This window comes from Gemmatimonadota bacterium (assembly GCA_041390125.1).
In the GTDB taxonomy this organism is placed as follows: Bacteria; Gemmatimonadota; Gemmatimonadetes; order Longimicrobiales; family Gaopeijiaceae; genus JAGQIF01.
Genome location: JAWKQN010000020.1, coordinates 22,331 through 39,025, shown reverse-complemented (window position 1 = coordinate 39,025; position 16,695 = coordinate 22,331). Strand labels below are relative to the sequence as shown.

At 69.5% G+C, this 16,695-nt stretch carries 15 protein-coding genes; 3 read left to right on the top strand and 12 right to left on the bottom strand.

Annotated features, from left to right (window positions below; genetic code table 11):
• Window positions 1-2: 2 nt before the first annotated feature.
• From R3E98_18800 to R3E98_18790, 3 genes are all read right to left on the bottom strand, one after another.
• A complete protein-coding gene (locus R3E98_18800; GenBank protein MEZ4425454.1) occupies window positions 3-1,181 on the bottom strand; it encodes a hypothetical protein in 1,179 nt (392 codons plus the stop codon).
• Window position 1,182: 1 nt separating this feature from the next.
• A complete protein-coding gene (locus R3E98_18795) occupies window positions 1,183-1,851 on the bottom strand; it encodes an O-methyltransferase (GenBank protein MEZ4425453.1) in 669 nt (222 codons plus the stop codon).
• 104 nt (window positions 1,852-1,955) lie between these two features.
• Window positions 1,956-2,372, bottom strand: a complete 417-nt coding sequence (locus R3E98_18790) for a DUF1801 domain-containing protein (protein MEZ4425452.1) — start codon at window positions 2,370-2,372, stop codon at window positions 1,956-1,958.
• Between the two features lie 266 nt (window positions 2,373-2,638).
• Here R3E98_18790 and R3E98_18785 point away from each other — a divergent pair, with 266 nt between their 5' ends.
• On the top strand, window positions 2,639-4,738 hold the full coding sequence (locus R3E98_18785) for a hypothetical protein (GenBank protein MEZ4425451.1): 2,100 nt from the start codon (window positions 2,639-2,641) through the stop codon (window positions 4,736-4,738).
• Window positions 4,735-7,917 carry a hypothetical protein gene (locus R3E98_18780; protein MEZ4425450.1) on the top strand — a complete coding sequence of 1,061 codons (3,183 nt, stop codon included), beginning with the start codon at window positions 4,735-4,737 and terminating at the stop codon, window positions 7,915-7,917. The genes R3E98_18785 and R3E98_18780 overlap by 4 nt, the downstream gene beginning before the upstream one ends.
• Here the strand turns inward: R3E98_18780 and R3E98_18775 are convergent.
• The 5 genes from R3E98_18775 to R3E98_18755 all read right to left on the bottom strand — a co-directional run bounded on the left by R3E98_18775 (window position 7,914) and on the right by R3E98_18755 (window position 11,549).
• Window positions 7,914-9,020, bottom strand: coding sequence for an adenylate/guanylate cyclase domain-containing protein (locus R3E98_18775; protein MEZ4425449.1), 1,107 nt, complete (start codon window positions 9,018-9,020; stop codon window positions 7,914-7,916). The two genes, R3E98_18780 and R3E98_18775, sit on opposite strands and share 4 nt — an antisense overlap.
• A gap of 9 nt (window positions 9,021-9,029) precedes the next feature.
• Window positions 9,030-9,602 carry a DUF4256 domain-containing protein gene (locus R3E98_18770; protein ID MEZ4425448.1) on the bottom strand — a complete coding sequence of 191 codons (573 nt, stop codon included), beginning with the start codon at window positions 9,600-9,602 and terminating at the stop codon, window positions 9,030-9,032.
• Between the two features lie 160 nt (window positions 9,603-9,762).
• Window positions 9,763-10,071 carry a GNAT family protein gene (locus R3E98_18765; protein ID MEZ4425447.1) on the bottom strand — a complete coding sequence of 103 codons (309 nt, stop codon included), beginning with the start codon at window positions 10,069-10,071 and terminating at the stop codon, window positions 9,763-9,765.
• Between the two features lie 63 nt (window positions 10,072-10,134).
• On the bottom strand, window positions 10,135-10,932 hold the full coding sequence (locus R3E98_18760; protein ID MEZ4425446.1) for a c-type cytochrome: 798 nt from the start codon (window positions 10,930-10,932) through the stop codon (window positions 10,135-10,137).
• Between the two features lie 89 nt (window positions 10,933-11,021).
• Entirely contained in the window at window positions 11,022-11,549 is a 528-nt protein-coding gene (locus R3E98_18755; GenBank protein MEZ4425445.1) for an AAA family ATPase, read from the bottom strand.
• A 332-nt stretch (window positions 11,550-11,881) separates the two neighbouring features.
• On the opposite strand from R3E98_18755, the gene R3E98_18750 reads away from it, so the two are divergent.
• Entirely contained in the window at window positions 11,882-13,108 is a 1,227-nt protein-coding gene (locus R3E98_18750) for a hypothetical protein (protein MEZ4425444.1), read from the top strand.
• Between the two features lie 21 nt (window positions 13,109-13,129).
• Here the strand turns inward: R3E98_18750 and R3E98_18745 are convergent, their stop codons facing one another.
• From R3E98_18745 to R3E98_18730, 4 genes are all read right to left on the bottom strand, one after another.
• Window positions 13,130-14,287 carry a hypothetical protein gene (locus tag R3E98_18745; protein ID MEZ4425443.1) on the bottom strand — a complete coding sequence of 386 codons (1,158 nt, stop codon included), beginning with the start codon at window positions 14,285-14,287 and terminating at the stop codon, window positions 13,130-13,132.
• Window positions 14,288-14,612: 325 nt separating this feature from the next.
• Window positions 14,613-15,170 carry a dihydrofolate reductase family protein gene (locus tag R3E98_18740; protein MEZ4425442.1) on the bottom strand — a complete coding sequence of 186 codons (558 nt, stop codon included), beginning with the start codon at window positions 15,168-15,170 and terminating at the stop codon, window positions 14,613-14,615.
• A gap of 141 nt (window positions 15,171-15,311) precedes the next feature.
• Complete coding sequence (locus R3E98_18735; GenBank protein ID MEZ4425441.1) at window positions 15,312-15,722, bottom strand: VOC family protein; 411 nt, start codon at window positions 15,720-15,722, stop codon at window positions 15,312-15,314.
• 124 nt (window positions 15,723-15,846) lie between these two features.
• Window positions 15,847-16,572, bottom strand: a complete 726-nt coding sequence (locus R3E98_18730) for a class I SAM-dependent methyltransferase (GenBank protein ID MEZ4425440.1) — start codon at window positions 16,570-16,572, stop codon at window positions 15,847-15,849.
• Between the last annotated feature and the right edge of the window lie 123 nt (window positions 16,573-16,695).

Below are 16,695 nucleotides of genomic sequence, written 5' to 3'. Positions count from 1 at the left end.
TTCTACCGCACCAGCCGGTGGAGCACGACCGCCTCCACGTCGTAGGCATCCTTCGTCAGGCCCAGGACGTAGTCGGACCCGATCTCGAGGGGAAAGACGCCCGGCGGGGTCCGGACCGTCGCGAGCGGACGACCGGTGGGGTCCAGCACCCGCCAGCGCGCTCCGCCTTCTTCGACCTCGAAACCGCGGACGGCGGAGAAGCGCCAGGAGTACACGGGGTCCTGCACCGCCGGATAGGCCATGACCCACAGGGCCCCCGTTCGATCGACCAGCAACCGTCCGAGCCGGGGGTAGTGGCTCGGGTAGTCGTAGGGCGGGTCCATCGGGATCGGAGGCCGATAGCCCGGCGGCATGGGAAGGGACGGACGCTGCCGGACGCGCGTGGCCTCGGGTGGGACCTGCACCTCCGCGAACGGCGTGGGAAGCCAGGCCAGCGTGTCCCCGTCCAGCGAGAGGGATGCGATCCGTTCCGACCGGGAATCCGCCACGTAGAGGCGGTCCTCCGCCGCGGCCCAGACCAGGTCGGCGCCGTAGACCCGCCACATCGGCGCGTTGCGTTCCGCACCCGGCATCACGGCGAGCGTGTCGTAGCGGCCGCGAACCGCATCCTGCAGCTCCAGCAGGCCGCTCGGGCGCTGGATCCCGGCGGTCAGCGGCGTGCAGCCCGGCTGGCCGGGGTTGTCCTCCAGCACGGTGACCCAGCGGCCGTCGGGCAGGGCGTCCCAGCGACCGATTGCCATACGACAGGGATGGCGATCCCGACCCCAGAGGGACGTCCGCAGCGAGCGGACATGATCGCCGTCCGCGGACAGCAACGTGAGCCCCGGCCGTTCCGACAGCACCAGCAGCGTATCCGCGGGGAGCCGTGCCAGCGCGTGGATGCCCGAGAACTCGCCCGGCCCCCCGCCTGGTCCCCCCACCGTACGGAGATGCGCGCCGTCCGGGCCGAAGATCTTCACCTCGGAGGCGCCTTGCAGGGCCACGACGATGCGGCCGTCGTCCAGACGCGTGGCGCCCACCACCTCGTGCACGATCTGCTCCGGCCGCTCGTCGGCTCCCCCGAGGGTCACGACCGGCTCCGGGTCCACGGTCCACTCCGCGCCCGCGGCGCTCGGCGCGTCCGGCGCACCGCCACAGGCGACCACTGCGAGCACGCACGGCAGGAGCGCGGGCGCGCGCATGCTACTCCACCAGCGCCAGCGCGATGCCGTCGTGACTCTTGCGCCCTACGGTCTGGAGGATGGTGGACGTCACCCCCGGCGTCTGGGCCAGGGCTGCGTTGAAGCGGCGCACCCCCTGCACCGCCGCATCCTCGTGGTCGGGATCCAGCACGCGGCCCTCCCGGATCACGTTGTCGGTGACGATCAGCGTGCCGGGCCGAGAGAGCCGCAGCGCCCACTGGAAGTACTCTGCCAGCGGCTCCTTGTCCGCGTCGATGAAGATGAGGTCGAAGGGGGCCACGCCCTCGTCCCGCAACTGGGGCAACACGTCCAGGGCGCGTCCACTGCGGATCTGCACCAGCGGCGCCACGCCCGCGCGGTCGAGGTTGCGCTGCGCCACCGTCTGGTGCTTCGGGTCGGACTCGATGGTGATCAACCGGCCTCCACGAGGAAGCGCGCGGGCCATCCAGACGGTGCTGTAGCCGCCCAGCGTGCCGAGCTCCAGGATCCGGGCCGCACCCCGCAGCCGGACCAGCAGGTGCAGGAAGCGACCGTGGACAGGCGAGACGCTGATCGGCGGCATGTCGGCCTCCACCAGGGAGGCCTCCACCGCGGCCAGCACGGGATCGTCCCCGCCGTACAGCCCTTCGACGTAGGCGTCCACCTGGGCGAAGAGATCCTGGTCGGGCATCGAAGGCCTCCGGTGTCGGGAGCAGGTGGGCGTGCTGGGCCGAGCGGTGGGCGTGCCGGTCCGGCGGGCGTCGGGGAGGCGGCTTCGCGCCGGGGGCAGGGCCGTCAGACCCGCCGGCGCATGTCCGCGTAGGCCGCCTGGATCAGGGCGCGCAGCGCCGCACGGTCCACGTCCTCATCCGGCTTGAGCTTCACGTGCTTCATGAACCTCCCGGTACCCTGCAGGAGCCCCTCCGGATCGGGGAGGTCGGTTCCCCGGAAGAAGCCCACGTTGACGTGCGCCGTGTACGCGTCCACATAGACGAACGCCGCGTCGTGCACGCACGCGGTGGGGCGGCCGTCGTGGATGAGCTCGCGGACGTCGTCCCCACAGGCCCGCGCCACCTCGAACCACTCCCGCGCCAGGTCACCGAGCACGTCGGCGTGCAGGTTCAGCCAGTGCTCGACGGCGGGATCCCGGCGTTGCGCGCCGGGGAAGCGCATCACGAGGTCGGCGGAGAGGGGGCGGACCTTCCTGGGCATGGTGGCGTCCGGTTCGTGGGGTCCGCATCGCACCGCTGCGTGCACCGGCCGGTTCGCGTGGCCACGCCGAGGTGGGGAGGCCTCCGTTCCGACCGACGGAAACCCGGAGGCTGATCCCGCGCCCCTCCAGGATACGGGGTCCTGGCTCCGCCGGCACGCCGGACAACGCCGTGCGCGCTGAGCGCCGCAGCGGCGATGTCCACTCTTCCGCGCAAACGTCGCCATCGACTCCAGCCCCCCCAAGGGACTCCATCGAGGTGACGCCCATGCCGCCCCCCGATTCCCAGGAGAGCGCCGACCAGCGTCTGATCGCCGACGCGCGCGAGCACTTCCGGCTGGTGCTCGCGGCCATCGATGCCGCTCCGGCCGGCCGCCAGATCCCGATGCTCCGGGAGTTCTTCGAACGGCGCATCGACCAGATGGAGCAGGCCGAGCTCGAGCTCTACGACTTCATTGCCGAGTGCGCGACCCTGGCCGCCCAGAACATGCAGGATGTCCGGCTGGCCACCATCGAAGACCGCCTGGACGCGATCGAGGGCGGAGCGAGCCAGACCGTCAGCGACTTCCTGATCGACCTGGCGCTCATGTTGGCGGTCGAGGTCGCCGTGGTCGTCGCCCCGACGGTGATCGCAGGCGCCGCCACGGGTCTCGTGTCCGCGCTGGCCTTCGGTGCCCACGCGCGCGCGACGCTCAAGGCGCAGGCCTTCCGCGACGCGCTGCGCGACAAGCGCGCCGGGATGGAGCAGCTCCTGGTCATGGATCGTGCCTTCGCCAACCTGCAGGAAGGCAGGACGCGGGCCGGCGACCTGGGGCTGACCGACCTGGACCTGGGGATGTTCGCCCCTCCCAGTCGCTTGAAGTACGACGAGATGGTGCGAAAGCAGGAGGAGCGCCTCCGTCCCCAGATCGAGGCCCTGGTGGGACAGGAGCGGCAGGCGGACGACCTCGTCGCGATGGTGCGGTCCTCCGAGTACGCGGACGCCGTGAAGGACTCGGTGCAGCAGCAGTTCGTCGACGTCCGTGGCAAGTGGAAGAAGATGGCCGACTACGCAGGCACGAGTCCTGTCGTACAGGTGACCGTAGGCCGTGTGTCCGAGAACGTGGCCACGGCCTTCCAGGAGCATGTCACGGACGCCGGTGGCTCGAGCTCTGGGGCCCCTCCCTTCACCACCACGAGCGCCCTGGCGGAGGCACTGCGGCAGCTTCGCCAACTGCGGAGACAGGTCCGATACGAGTACTCGTCCTTCCGGACGTGGATACGCTACGCGGATGACAACATCCTCACCGAGGACCCCGACCTCGTGGATGGGATGCTCGCCGTCCTCGCGGCAGGCAACCGGGCGGACGCTGTCGACGTCACCCGCAAGACGGTCCAGGACAGCCTGATCGTCGGCTTCGAGGTGCCCCTCTGGGCGCTCTGGCTCAAGCGGATCGGTGCCCTGGAGATCGGAACCACGCAAAGCGACGTCATGTCCGGCAACACGGCGTACGACCTGGGGGACGTGTTCAAGGGCTATCTCATCGAGGAAGCGCGCGGCGGGGCCATCAACAACGTCCCGCAGACATGGCTGGAGGGTCGCCCCTATCCGGGTCTCTCCAAGCTCACGCCCTTCCTGGCGCACTACCTGTTCGAGCGCTTCGCCAAGTACTACCTGCGCGAACGTCCGGGCCTGGTCCCCTTCCCCTACCACGAAGGCGCGTTGAGCCACGCGCTCTCCCTGCCGGAGACCACGCGCTGGGGGTGGGCCGCCAATCCCACCCGGGAGCGCCGCATCAACCTGATGCGCGCCTGCGTGATCATCGCCCTCGAGGACTTCCTCGAGACACGGTCCCAACGCACGGGCTTCGGTCTGTTCGGTCTCTCCGGCGTCGCGGTCGGAGATGTGTTCGTGGTCGATCCCCGCTTGAGTCCCGTCCCGGAGGAGGACGTCGCGGGGCCGGAGCCGACGCCGGCGGAGAAGTCGCTGGTGCGGGCGATGCTGGAGGAGAGCGGCGCGCTCGACCTGGAACGCGCGCATGCCGCTCTGGTCAACCTCGAAGCCGTCCTGCGGGACACGGAGATCCTGGCGGAGCTGCACGCGGTCACCAGCGGAAGCATCACCATCGAACGCCGCGTGCTCGCACCGGAGCAGGCCCTCGCGATCCTCGACGAGAACCTCCACGACATCGCCGGGATCCGGGCCCAACTCGAAGGCTTCGAGGACCCCGACCTGGGGGACCTCGGACGCTGGGTGGAGACCGAGTACGGAGAGCGCATTCGACGCGTCGACGAGTACGTGCAGAACGCGCCCTCCTCCATCCTCACGCCCACGCAGCACGCGGGCCATTCCTGGCACTTCAAAGACGACCCCGGGAGCACGCCATGAGCACGAACCAGGAGCTGTTTCGCTTCTTCACGCTGCGACGGACGGAGCGCTTGCTGTCCCACCGCATCGAAGGCCGACTGATCCGCGATCCTCGCCCGAACGGGCCGGGCTCCGTGCTCGACCAGACCCTCGGTCCCGAGCCCTTCGAGCAACGTCTGGGCAACGCCGAGCGTTTCCGCGCGAGCGCCCGTCATCTCGCGCCCGATGATCCCCTGATCCTGGGCAGCGACCGGGCCGCAGACGTGCTCCGCACCCACCTGCTCCCGGGCGTGGACCTCGCGGACCTGGCGGCCACCATCCAGGCGGAGCTTCCCGGCCTCGGGCCGCTTCTCCAGAGCCGACCGCCCCAGGCGTTGATCAAGGACATCATCGACCTGAACGGTCGGCTCTGGGACAGCCTCTACGCCGAGATCGTGCGAGGATCGGCGATCTACACACGGACCAACCATCTCGCGGACGGGATCCGCGTCCTGCACCTGTTCCGCCTGCTCTGGGTCGTGACGCTGCGCGGCGACGAGGCGTGGACGGGCGGAGCCTTCGACGAGTACGAGCTGATCGTGGACCAGCGCGCGGCCCGGGTGACGTCGGACCCGGACGAGCCGGGCCACCTTCCGCGCCCGCAACCCGCCCCGGGTTCGCTCGAGCGCGCCGGACCGCCGCCCGCGCCCAGGATCGGCGGGCCCCAGGGCGACGCGACCGCCCCGCGTACGGCGGCGGCGAGGCTGGCGGACGTGGACGACGCCTTCGCCCGGGTCACGGACGCGCTGGAGCGGGGTGACGTCGACGCGAGCAGCGGCTCGACGCGCCTGTCGGGGCCGGCAGCCGAGCGCCTGAAGGAGCACCCTGCCCTGGTCCGCTACGACATGGCCGAGGCTTCGGTGGACGACCTGCTCGAGGGCCTGAACACCGATCGTCGGCGCTATGCCCGGAGGATGGTGGCGGAGAACCGACGCGCGGCGCCCGCACGGCCGGCGGGACGTCGCGCCCCGGCCCGCGGCTCCGCTTCCACGGCCCTGGCGGCGCCCGGTGCGGCTGCGAGCGGGACGCTCGCCGCGCAGTCCGTCGGGGGCCCGCTCCGCGGTCGTTTCGACGTGCCGCTCGAGGTGGGAGAGATCCGGCCGCCCGTCGTCGGGGACCTCCTCCTGGTGGAGCAGGAGCTCCGGCGCTACGAGCTGGGGGAGATCGCCGACATCGAGAACGTCATGGCCCGCGAGCAGAAGGAGCGCAGCTCCCGGACGACGTCCCGGACGACCCAGACATCGAGCACGGAGACGGAGGAGGAGCGCGAGACCACGGAGAGCCGGACCGTCGACGAGCGCTTTTCGCTCGCGTCGGAGGCACAGAAGGCGGCGAGTCAGAGCATCTCGCTGAGCGCGGGTGTGAGCGCGTCCGGCAAGTTCGGTCCCATGCAGGTGAGCGCGACCGCCAACGCGTCCTTCTCGAGCTCGAAGTCGTCCAGTGAGTCGACGTCGCAGGAGTTCGCCCGTCAGGTGACGGAGGAGGCGACCGAGCGGGTACGCAGCGCCATCAAGCAGAGCAGCTCCCTCACCTTGTTCACGGAGAACCAGAAGACGGCCCTGCATGGGTTCGACAACCGTGCGAGCGATGCACACGTGGTGGGCATCTACCGGTGGGTGGACAAGATCTACGAAGCGCGCACGATGAACTACGGCCGGCGGCTGATGCTCGACCTGTCCGTGCCCGAGCCCGCGGCGTTCTTCCGGGGGCTGATGACCAAGTCCGAGCTGGACGGGGCGGTGGAGCTCGAGGAGCCGGTCCACCCGTCCCAGCTCCACAAGACGAGCTTCACCCCGCTGGGCGCGCCGGGCCCCAATGGATTCCAGAGCTTCCTCGACGTCACCGAGGACAACTACGCCCGACTGGCGGCCGTGTACGACGTGACGGACGTCTCGGCTCCTCCGCTCGAGAAGATCACGGGCGCCAAGACGGTGGTCTACCCGGAGGCGGACACGGCAGACAAGGTGACGGACCACTCCGACGAGGTGAACGAGCTCAGCTACGTGTGGTCGGACACGAGCCTGGCGCTGGACCCGGACTACCGGTTGGAGAGGGTGGGGGTCTGGGCTCCCAAGGGCGCCAGTGGAGGATTCGGATGGTACTCCGACGTCCTCAAGCTCGGCACCAAGGCCAACAAGTTCAACGTGCTGACGGTGCTGGTGGCCAACAAGTCCTTCTACTTCTATGCGGAAGGGCCCGAAGACAACCGAACCATCACCACGAACTTCAATACGACGGAGGACATCGCCGACGGTGAGCTGTTCACGGGGAACGTGACGCCGGCGATCCCGATCCAGTTCGCCGCGGACTTCGAGGGCATCGTCAACTTCACCGTCATCTACACCGCATTCCTGCGGGACGAGGCCCGCGACGCCTGGAAGCAGCGCATCTACGCGGCGGTGCTGCAGGGGTACGAGCGGAAGAAGCGGGAGTACGACGAAGCCAAGGCAGTCGCGGAATCCAAGGTCCAGGCCGAGCTCGAGGAGCGGACCTATCAGCTGCGGGACTCCCAGTACCGCGCCATCGAGCTGGAGGAGATCAAGCGCGGATCCATCGACATCCTGACCAAGGGTACGGCCGCGGGCTACTGGTCCCTTTCCGTCTCCGCGGACGGGGACGTCACCATCTACCACGACGAGGATGACATCCAACCGTATTGGACGGATTGGCGCTCCCCGCTCGCCAACGGCACGGTGGCGACCTTCTTCGAGGAGGCATTCGAGTGGGAGAACGTGACCTCCACGTTCTATCCGTACTACTGGACCGCGGAGAGCCGCTGGCGTGAGCTGCTGGAAGGCGGGAGTGCGGACCCGATCTTCGAAGCCTTCCTACGCGCCGGCCAGGCCCGGGTCGTCCTCCCGGTCCGTCCCGGCTTCGAACGCGCCGTGCACTATTTCCTCAAGACCGGCCTCGTCTGGGGCGGAGGCTACCTGCCTCTCTTCCAGAGCGCGGACATGCTCGAGAGCTACGCGGACGTGGAGACCCAGGTGCAGCTCGATCCCCCGGTGCAGGTCGGGGACTCCTGGGAGGTCCGCCTGCCCACGAGCTTCGTGATCCTGCAGGAGGACTCCGTCCTGCCGGAGTTCCCTGCCGAAGGCGAGGAGGAGGACGAGGACGTCCCTGCCAGCGCCGGCGTAGACCCGGGCGCCGCACCCTTCTAGGGAGCGGGCTCCACACCGAACAGCTCGACCCGGCGCTCCTTTCCGCGCAAGAGGTGGTCGCCCAGGGCGTGGAGCGTCACACCTTGGAGCGGGGACACGGCCAGCGCGAGCGCGCCACCCACCAGCACGTCGAAGCCCTGGATGGCACACTGCCCGCGGATGCGTGCGGTCTGATTGAGGACGTCACCGGTGAAGACGATCTCCTTCTTGAGCGCACCGATCTCGCCTGTGGTGACCGGTCCCACTTGCAGGGCCGCGCGGAAGTCGGGCGCCACGCCGAAGCGAGCCTCGAACTCCGGGGCTCGACGTCGCAGGTCCTGCTTCATCTGCAGGACGCAGCGGATGCAGGCGCCGTCGCGCAGCCCCGCGTCTTCGGGCCAGGAGACCACCACCTCGTCTCCGATGTACTGGTAGACCTGGCCACCGTGGTCGATCACGGCATCGGAGAACACGTCGTAGTAGGACCGGAGCAGCTCGAAGTAGCGGGCGTGGCCCAGCCGCTCCGCGATCTGCGTGGAGGACGTCATGTCGGAGAAGAGGAAGATCCGTCGCTCCTCCCGCGGAGTGTGGTACCGTCCGGTGAGGAAGTTGGTGAGCACGTGCGGCCCCAGGTGCTCGCTGATCTCGGCATAGAAGAGGGACGCAACCAGCGACGCCGTGAGTTGCACGGCCGTGCCCAGGCTGGTCAGGCTGAACGCGAAGCCATGGAGTCGCTCCCAGACCCGTGGGTCGGTGAGCGCGGTGTCCATCTCCAGCGCGGCAGCCACCGGGAACGTGACCAGCACGACCAGGGCCAGGAAGAGACCGTAGAACAGGGTCTTTCCCACGAGCTTGGCCCCGAGGCTACGGTCGGCGAAGCGGCGGTCCAGGAAGAGCAGCTCCACGGCGCCCACCAAGAGACCGACGGCGGTGACCGCCAGGGTGGCGAAGACGTAGATGGCCGGATCGACCGTGATGGCGGTGTCCGGGACGTTGGTGAAGCCCCCGGCCGATGCGTAGTCGGAGATCAGGAAGACCTGCGACGTCAGCAACCAGATCACACCGAAGGGGAGGATGCGCAGCGCGTTGCGCTGGGCCTTGGGGGAAAGGCCGAGCCACGTCACCTGGGGCCCCTAGACCTCCAGCAGGCAGCGGAAGCCGCGCGCGGCGTAGTAGGATTCGGCACCGTTGTGATAGATGAAGACCCGACCGTAGCGACAGTCCCCGAAGATGGCACCACCCCGCTCGCGAACGTCGGCGGGCGTCAGCAGCCAGCTGGAGGTCGTCGTGTCCAGCTCCTCCAGCTCCTGCAGCCGGCGGTACTGGTCCTCGTCGAGGAGCGTGGCCCCCATGGCCTGTGCGCGTTCCAGCGCGCTCCCGTCCGGCTTGTTCTTCTTGCGTGCGTCCAGCGCCTCCTGGTCGTAGCAGAGGCTGCGCCGACCCGCGGGGCTCTGCTTGGCACAGTCGGCAAACAGGATCGCGCCACCCTTCTTCTCCCGGCCGATCACGTCCGGCTCGCCCCCGCTCCGCTCCATCTCGTGGAGCGTCCAGAGCGCGTCCGGTCGATCCTCCAGCCGCTCTTCCACGTCCGACCACCGGATGCCCCGATGTCGCCCCTCGTTCGCCTCGAAGCGGGTCCGGAGCGTGCGGAGGAGCTCGTCCCGGACGGCCGGCTTCAGGGATGCTCGATCGCTCTTCTTGGCCATGGGCGTCGGGTCGGCGTAGGCTCGGGGACCGCGAAGCGCGGCGCGTGGTCGCGCCCCTCCGCGGCGGTCCCCGGTGGGGTGGGTCGGGCAGCGAACGTAGGGACTCCCGCGCGCGGGAAGCAAGCGGTTCCACGATGGGCGGGACCCATCACGGCCTGGCTCAGTCCATCTCCTTCCGCGCCCGCGCCGCGTCCCATTCGGTCCGCAGGATGGAGTAGATGGCTTCACTGAAGATCTCGCCCCGCTCCACCCGGTTCTGACGCAACAGGGCCTCGCGAGCCATCCCGACCTTCTCCATGGCGCGCTGCGAGCCCCGGTGGTCCGCGTCCGCCCGCGCGTGGAGGCGGTTCAGATCCGGACGGGTGGCGAAGGCCGCATCGATCACAGCTCGCGCCGCCTCGCTGCAGATCCCCTGACCCCAGTGCGAGCGGGCTACCGAATACCCGATCTCCGCCGAACGGTGCTCCACGTCGCTCTCTCGATCCGGGCCGCATCGGCATCCCCGATGATGGGCCAGATGCGTCTCATCGCTTCACCGTCGCTTGATGACAGAGGTAGACCGCTCGTGGAGGGTCCGAGCGTACGTCATGCCTCCAGGCAACCGGAGGCGGCGGACCTTCTCCGCAAGGCGTGGTGAGCCTGGAAGCAGGTTCAGCGCACGCTCGAAGTGGTCCAGGGCTCGCGCCCGATCTCCCCTGGTCTCCCACAGGTCGCCCGCACGCTCGAGCGCCCGTGCATCGTTCGGCCAGGCCTGCGCATTGTGCTCGACGATCGCCTGTGCCGCCACCGTGTCGCCTTGATTCGCCAGTGAGGAGGCCAACTCGTCTACGCTCGTCGCTGTGAAGTCGTACGCGGCGGTGCCGAAGTAGCGCTGGCGCAGATCCAGGAAGAACGCGATCGTCGCCTCCGGATCCCGGGGATCGCTCTGCTCGAGGACCGCCTCCGCCAGGGTCTGCGGCCTTGGTTTCCCTGCGTGACAGGTGTGGCACCACATGTTGACCCGCTCACCCGACGGGGGGATGTCGCGCAGGTGATCGTTCACCACACCCAGCATGCGGTACATCGCGCGGGCTCGGTCTTTGTTCGGGTTTGCGTCCGAGACGAAGTCGTACGTCGAGAGCGGTTGTCCCTCCTCCCCGACGTGGCAGTGCGTACAGCGTACCCCCAGTGCTGCCGAGAACCCGCGCATGACCGCGCTCAGGCGCTCGGGCGGGAAGTTCGCCGGGAGCTCGGTGAGGTTCTGAGCTCGTTCCGGCCAGGTCCACTCCTGCGCTCCCACGCCCCTCGTGGCCGAGGCTCCGAGCGCCACCGGGAGCACCCACGCCGCCATCCGCATCCCTCGTCCGCACCTCCCCATCCTCCCCTCCTCCCGTCGTATCGGTGTCTTCGCCGCCGGAGACTCGCACGTCTCCCGCTCCGTCAATCTGCGGCCGCGTTCCTGGCCTCCAGGCGTCTCACCCATGCTCGCACCTGACGTGGGGTACGCAGGACCACAACCGTCTTCTCTCTCCTCACGTGTGCGAGCAGCGCGAGGATCTGCGGGCGCCGACGTTCGCCGTACGTCCAGATCCACCGCAGGAACTCTGCGGGGATCCGCTCCGTGCAGCCCGGTGGAAGCGAGGGTCGGGAGCGGCCCGCGTATCGCACCCGTCTCCAGAGAACCCGCCGAACGCAGGTCAGGCGTGGTAGATCCAGGAACACGATCGTGTCCGCCCGGGCGATCCGACGCTCGAGTGTCCCGCCGTAGTTCCCGTCCATGATCCACGCGGCCTCGGCCGCGGCCTCCTCCACGACCCTGGTCCATTCGGCTGGCGGCGTCGCACGCCATCCGGGGTGCCAGTACAGGGCGTCCAGATGGATCACCGGCAGCCCCAGCACCTCGCCGAGCCTCGTTGAGAGGAAGGTCTTGCCCGCACCACCCGGACCGATCACGAGGATCCGCTGCATCACGCGGCCCGGCTCAACGAATGGAGCTTCGGCGGAGCCGATGAACGCGCCCGTCGCCCTGGCCCGCTGCTGCATACGCTGTCCGGGATCCGTGTATGACCGCGTGCTCCCGGCCGGACTCCGGAGCTCGCCGGGCGCCGCGGGAGCGCCGCGCGAGCCCGCGGGGCCCGGCCGGCCAGCAAGGGGCAGAGAGTGGCGCCGAAGGCGGATGGCCACAAGAGCCCGTGGACCCGGTCCCGCCGGATGTGGAGCGGGCCCCGCGGCGTCCGGATCCGGCACGACCGTTGCGCTCGATCCCCGGACCCGTTCGGCACATCAGACGTGGAGGGTTCGTGGACGTCCGACGTGGGATCTCGGCGTGGGTCGTGGTGACCTCGATGATCGCCTGCGACCGGGGAGCGACCGAGCCCCCGCCCACCGAATCCGGGATGCCCGCCGGCCCGGTCGCACCGACCGTGTTCCGCGAGACCTTCGACGGCGACCCCACCGCCCCCGCCTCGTTTCGCTCCACCCGGTGGGACGTGACCGTTCACTCCCGTGATCGAGAGACCTGGTACGGACTCGAGCCCCTGGATGCGGATCACGGTCCGGGCTGCGAGCCACCCCCGGCCACCCATGCGGTGTCCGATTATGGGGACGCCGTCTATCAGTGCCGCAACCACGTCATGACCGCCCTCAACGCCTCGGGCTACGGGCTCGTCTACCTGACGCCGGACCACACGGTGGTCTTCGAACAGGGCAAGGCGCGGGTCGAGTTCCGGGTCTCGCTGCTGCGCCGTTCCATGCGGGATTGGATCGACCTGTGGATCTCGCCCTACGACGAGCACCTGCAGCTGGCGTTGGAGAGCTGGCTGCCGTCGCTGTCGGGGGAGCCCCGCAACGGCCTCTCCCTGCGGCTCGACGGGTCCCGCAACGCATTCACGGCCACCCTGTTCCGGAACGGCATCCCCGAGGAGATCCCAAGCACGTGGTGGGTAGGGTACGACGAGTTCCTGGAGCCCAGCGCCATGCGTCGGGATCTCTTCGTGCTGGAGCTGTCGCGCGATCACGTCCGGTTCGGGATGCCGGAGTACGACTTCTGGTGGATCGACACGGACATCGCTCCCCTGGCGTGGACGGAGGGCGTGGTGCAGTTCGGGCACCACTCGTACACGCCGCGCAAGGACTGCTCCCTGCCCGAAGGCTGCGCCCCGAACACCTGGCATTGGGATGACATCGTCATCGATCCGGCCCGGCCCTTCCGGATCAACCGCGCCACCGAACGGTGGTTCGGGCCTGCGCGTGCCGAGGTCACGCTCGAACTGGCGAGCCGCGCCGGCTCCCGCCTACGCTTCGCCGGGATCGGCGAGGGTCTGGAGCTGAGCTTCGATGGCGGTGGCTCCTGGGTGCCGGCGACGCTGCAACCGCACGACCCCGCGCACCTCGACTCCGGGCACTTCCGCTCGTACTTCACGCCGATGCCCGCGAGCGTCACCCGCGTGCTGCTCCGGGGCTCCCCCTGGTGGGGCGGAGACTGGCACGTGCGGGACGTGTCGGAGTGGTCGCGGCCCGGGGGCTGACGCGCCACCCGCCGGCGCGGCTCAGCGCACGATGCGGCTGACCCTGACCACGGGGACATCGAACTCGTCCAGGATCGAATAGACGGCGTTGCCTTCCCGTACCTCCCACAACGTGGACCGCGGAGGCAGCCGCAGCCGGCCCACGAGCGCGTGCGCGGCGTCGAACACCATCCAGTCCTCGCCGACCGCGTCGGGTCGCACGAACTGCCGGACCCACACCTCGTCCTCGTCGGAGACGAGGATGCGGTCGTAGGCCGGCAGCCGATCCAGATCGGGCAGCTCCCGGTACGAGCGCCGCAAACGGGCCCGAGACCGCTCCGGAGCCGCCGCGATCGCCTGCTCGGCGAGTCGGTCGACGAGGGCGCGATCGTACCGCAGCGGAGGCCCGTCCCAGACGATCGGAGGCAACGCGCCACCGGACAGGTCATAGACCTCGATGGCGTAGTCGCGCGCGTCCCCGAGGTAGACCTTCTCGCTCCCGAGCGCCACCACCGTGGCGCGTCCGAACGGGTGGGGTGCACTGCCTGTGGGTGCACCGTCCGATCCGACCAGCCCGAGGCGCTGGCTGCTCAAGCGCTCGCCGAAGTCCTTCACGACGACCTGATCCCGGAGGAGCACCACGGGAGCCGTGGCCTCGTAGAGGCCGACCTTGAACTGACGCTGCAGATCTCCCCAACCCGTGACCACGTGGTAGCCGTTCGGGTGGCAGTCCTGCTGGTAGGCGGCGCCGCCCGGAATCGCCTCCAGCGTGACGGATCGGGTCCCGACGAGCTCCATGTCCCCCGTGTAGCGGTGGATGCGTCGATCGACGTCGAAGACCGACAGCTCCCCGGGAGCGCACCAGTCGAGGGACAGGACATACTGGTATTCGCCGGGTCCCTCCCCCTTGTGGGCGAGATCGCGAAGGTGCCTGCCTGTGGGATCGAACACCTTCAGGAACGGGTCGACGCGATCGGCGATCACCACGTTCCCGTTGTCGAGCAGCGTCACACCGCCGAGGTTGGCGAACTCCGCCTCCGGTCCGGCGGCGACGCCTCCCACCTCGAACACCGGGGGTGCCAACCGCCACTCGGCCGGCGTCTGCGCACGCGCGGCCTGCGGCGCGAGCAGGATGGCGACCAGCCACCACCCTGGCCGCCCGGGCGACGCGGCACGGCTCGTACGCTGCGTTTGGTGCATGGTGACCTTCCTCGCCCTGGATGCGGGAACGCTCTGCTGCCGCGCCCGGGAGGCGTCGCGGCGTTCCTGGTACCACACGAAGAGGATCACCGACGCGAGCGTGTTCCACAAGTCGTGTGCGACCAGGTCCGAGGGTCCACGCGGGAGCCCGGTCCACGAAGCCGTTCTCAACGATCGCGACCCCGGCGCTGTCGTGAGCGGACCGGGCTTCGTCTCCTGACTCGCGCTGTTCGCTGCAGCCGAGCACGGCGGCCGCGGTCAGTCCTGTCACGGCTGCGAGGGCCAGGCGGCTGAGGCTCACGGAGACCTCCCGACGCGGTCCGCCTCAGCGCGGTACGTACCGCAGTGCAACCGCACCCGAGTCAAGCTCCTTCCGCTCCACCAGCCGGAGGTCGACATGCTGGGAGAGTCCAGCGAGAAGCGTGGGACCGTGCCCCGCCAGTCTGGGGATCACGACGAACTCGTACTCGTCGATCAATCCCAGCTCGGCCAGCAGCAGCGGGAGTTGCACGCCACCGGTGGCAATGCCCCGGCCGGGTTGCCGCTTGAGCTCCCGGACGGCGTCCGCGAGATCGCCGCGCACCAGCTCCGCGTTCCAGTCGACCCGTTCCAGCGTGCTGGACACGACGTACTTCCGGGCCGCGTCGATGGTCCGGGCGAATGGCTCCATCCAGGGCTCCATCCAGTCCGGCAGGGCGCCCGTGTCCGGATCGGACCGCCAGGCGCCCTCCATCATCTCGTAGGTCACCCGGCCGTAGAGAAGGGCGTCTGCCCGCGTCAGGCTCGCGGCCCAATACCGGTGCAGCTCCTCGTCGGCGATGCCGGCCCGGTGGTCGCAGCAGCCGTCCAGCGTGACGTTGATGCCGTACCGCAGAGGTTGCACGGTCCCGCCTCCCGCCTTGGGTCAACAACACTCGAGGAGGCGATAGAATCGCCGGTCCGCTTCGCTCCAGGCAATGGCCTTGATGCGGTCTGCTGCGAGCGGGACCACGAGGGGCGGGCAGGGCACTCCGCCTCCTCTCTGTCACGTCGCCGAAGCTCCTTCAGCGGGACCCACGAGATCCCATCTGTTCCCCGACACGTCCTTGAACACGGCCACCTTTCCAAAGGCCTCGATCCGCGGCGCCGAGACCCACTCCACACCCGCCGCGCTCATCCGCTTGAAACTCGCATCGAAGTCGTCGACCCGCAGGAACAGACCGACCCGGCCGGCGAACTGCTCCCCCACGATCTTCGTCTGCGTCTCACCGTCCGCGCGTGCCAACAGGAGGCCGGTGCCGCCCCCGGGCGGGCGTACCACGACCCATCGCTTTGCCCGCCCGTCGTTCGTCGTCGCCGGCGCGTCTTCCACGAGATCGAAGCCCAGGGCCTCCACGAAGAAGGCGATGGCTTCGTCGTAGTCCCGAACCACCACGGCTACGAGATCGAGATGCATGGTCCGGTCCTCCATTGCAGGGGATGGTCTTCGGTGCCGGAGGCGGGTCGCATCCGGAACGATGGCGAGCGGCCCGAGGAGATCCCGTTGCGCATCCGCCCACCCGTAGCGCCTGGATACAGGATCACCTCGTCGGTTTCCTCGCCAGCACGCAGATCCGCCTCGGCGGGAGCGGCACATCGCCGTAGGCTTGCCGGATCTCGACCTCGAATCCCAGGCCATCGAGCGTGCGCTCGAGGTCCTCGCGCCGGAACGTCTGGACCCGGTGCACCTCCCGGGTGGCCCGCGTCGCCTGATCGGCGCTGCGGCGCGTGGTGATCGCACGTGTGATGATCCCTCTGGCCAGATCCTCGCCGACCTCCGCCGTGACCTCCCAGTCCGGGCCGGACTGCGTGGTTAGGTAGGACATGGGGTCGGTACGGGTGCTCTCGATGACGTCGAAGAGGAGGAGACCTCCGGGAACGATCGCCTGCCCTGCCCGGCCGAGCAGAGGCACCAGGTCCACGGCGTCCTTTCCCGGGTCGAGGTACGAGAGCGCTTCACCCACGGCGCTCACCGCGGCGCACTCCGGGATGGCGAACTCGTGCAGGGACGCGAGGTGGAACGTGGCCTCCGGCGCCTGCCGTCTCGCCTCGGCGATCATCGAGGGGGAGATGTCCACGCCGACGGCCGCGAAGCCGCTGTCGAGGAGCGCTGCCGCCAGGATACCGGATCCGCAGCCCAGATCCACCACCCGCCGCGATGGGAGGTCCGCCTTGCGGAGCTCGCTCGCGAGCACACCTGCCGCCGCTCGGGCCACGTCGCCGAACCCGACGTGATGCACGTGGGCCAGATCGGTCCCGTAGATCATCGCTCCGGCGAGCTCTCCACGTGTGCGTGGCCGCGCATCCCAGCCGGGACGACGCCGCTCCTACGATGCGCACGCGGGCGCCCGCCCTGGCGCTGCATGCTGCCATAGGTCCACGCTACGCCG

Coding starts and splice junctions, on each gene's coding strand:
- R3E98_18790 (MEZ4425452.1), bottom strand. CDS start 2,372: ATGCCCAGGAAGGTCCGCCCCCTCTCCGCCGACCTCGTGATGCGCTTC.
- R3E98_18730 (MEZ4425440.1), bottom strand. CDS start 16,572: ATGATCTACGGGACCGATCTGGCCCACGTGCATCACGTCGGGTTCGGC.
- R3E98_18800 (MEZ4425454.1), bottom strand. CDS start 1,181: ATGCGCGCGCCCGCGCTCCTGCCGTGCGTGCTCGCAGTGGTCGCCTGT.
- R3E98_18780 (MEZ4425450.1), top strand. CDS start 4,735: ATGAGCACGAACCAGGAGCTGTTTCGCTTCTTCACGCTGCGACGGACG.
- R3E98_18770 (MEZ4425448.1), bottom strand. CDS start 9,602: ATGGCCAAGAAGAGCGATCGAGCATCCCTGAAGCCGGCCGTCCGGGAC.
- R3E98_18755 (MEZ4425445.1), bottom strand. CDS start 11,549: ATGCAGCGGATCCTCGTGATCGGTCCGGGTGGTGCGGGCAAGACCTTC.
- R3E98_18745 (MEZ4425443.1), bottom strand. CDS start 14,287: ATGCACCAAACGCAGCGTACGAGCCGTGCCGCGTCGCCCGGGCGGCCA.
- R3E98_18785 (MEZ4425451.1), top strand. CDS start 2,639: ATGCCGCCCCCCGATTCCCAGGAGAGCGCCGACCAGCGTCTGATCGCC.
- R3E98_18795 (MEZ4425453.1), bottom strand. CDS start 1,851: ATGCCCGACCAGGATCTCTTCGCCCAGGTGGACGCCTACGTCGAAGGG.
- R3E98_18760 (MEZ4425446.1), bottom strand. CDS start 10,932: ATGGCGGCGTGGGTGCTCCCGGTGGCGCTCGGAGCCTCGGCCACGAGG.
- R3E98_18735 (MEZ4425441.1), bottom strand. CDS start 15,722: ATGCATCTCGATCTCGTAGCCGTGGTGGTTCGGGACTACGACGAAGCC.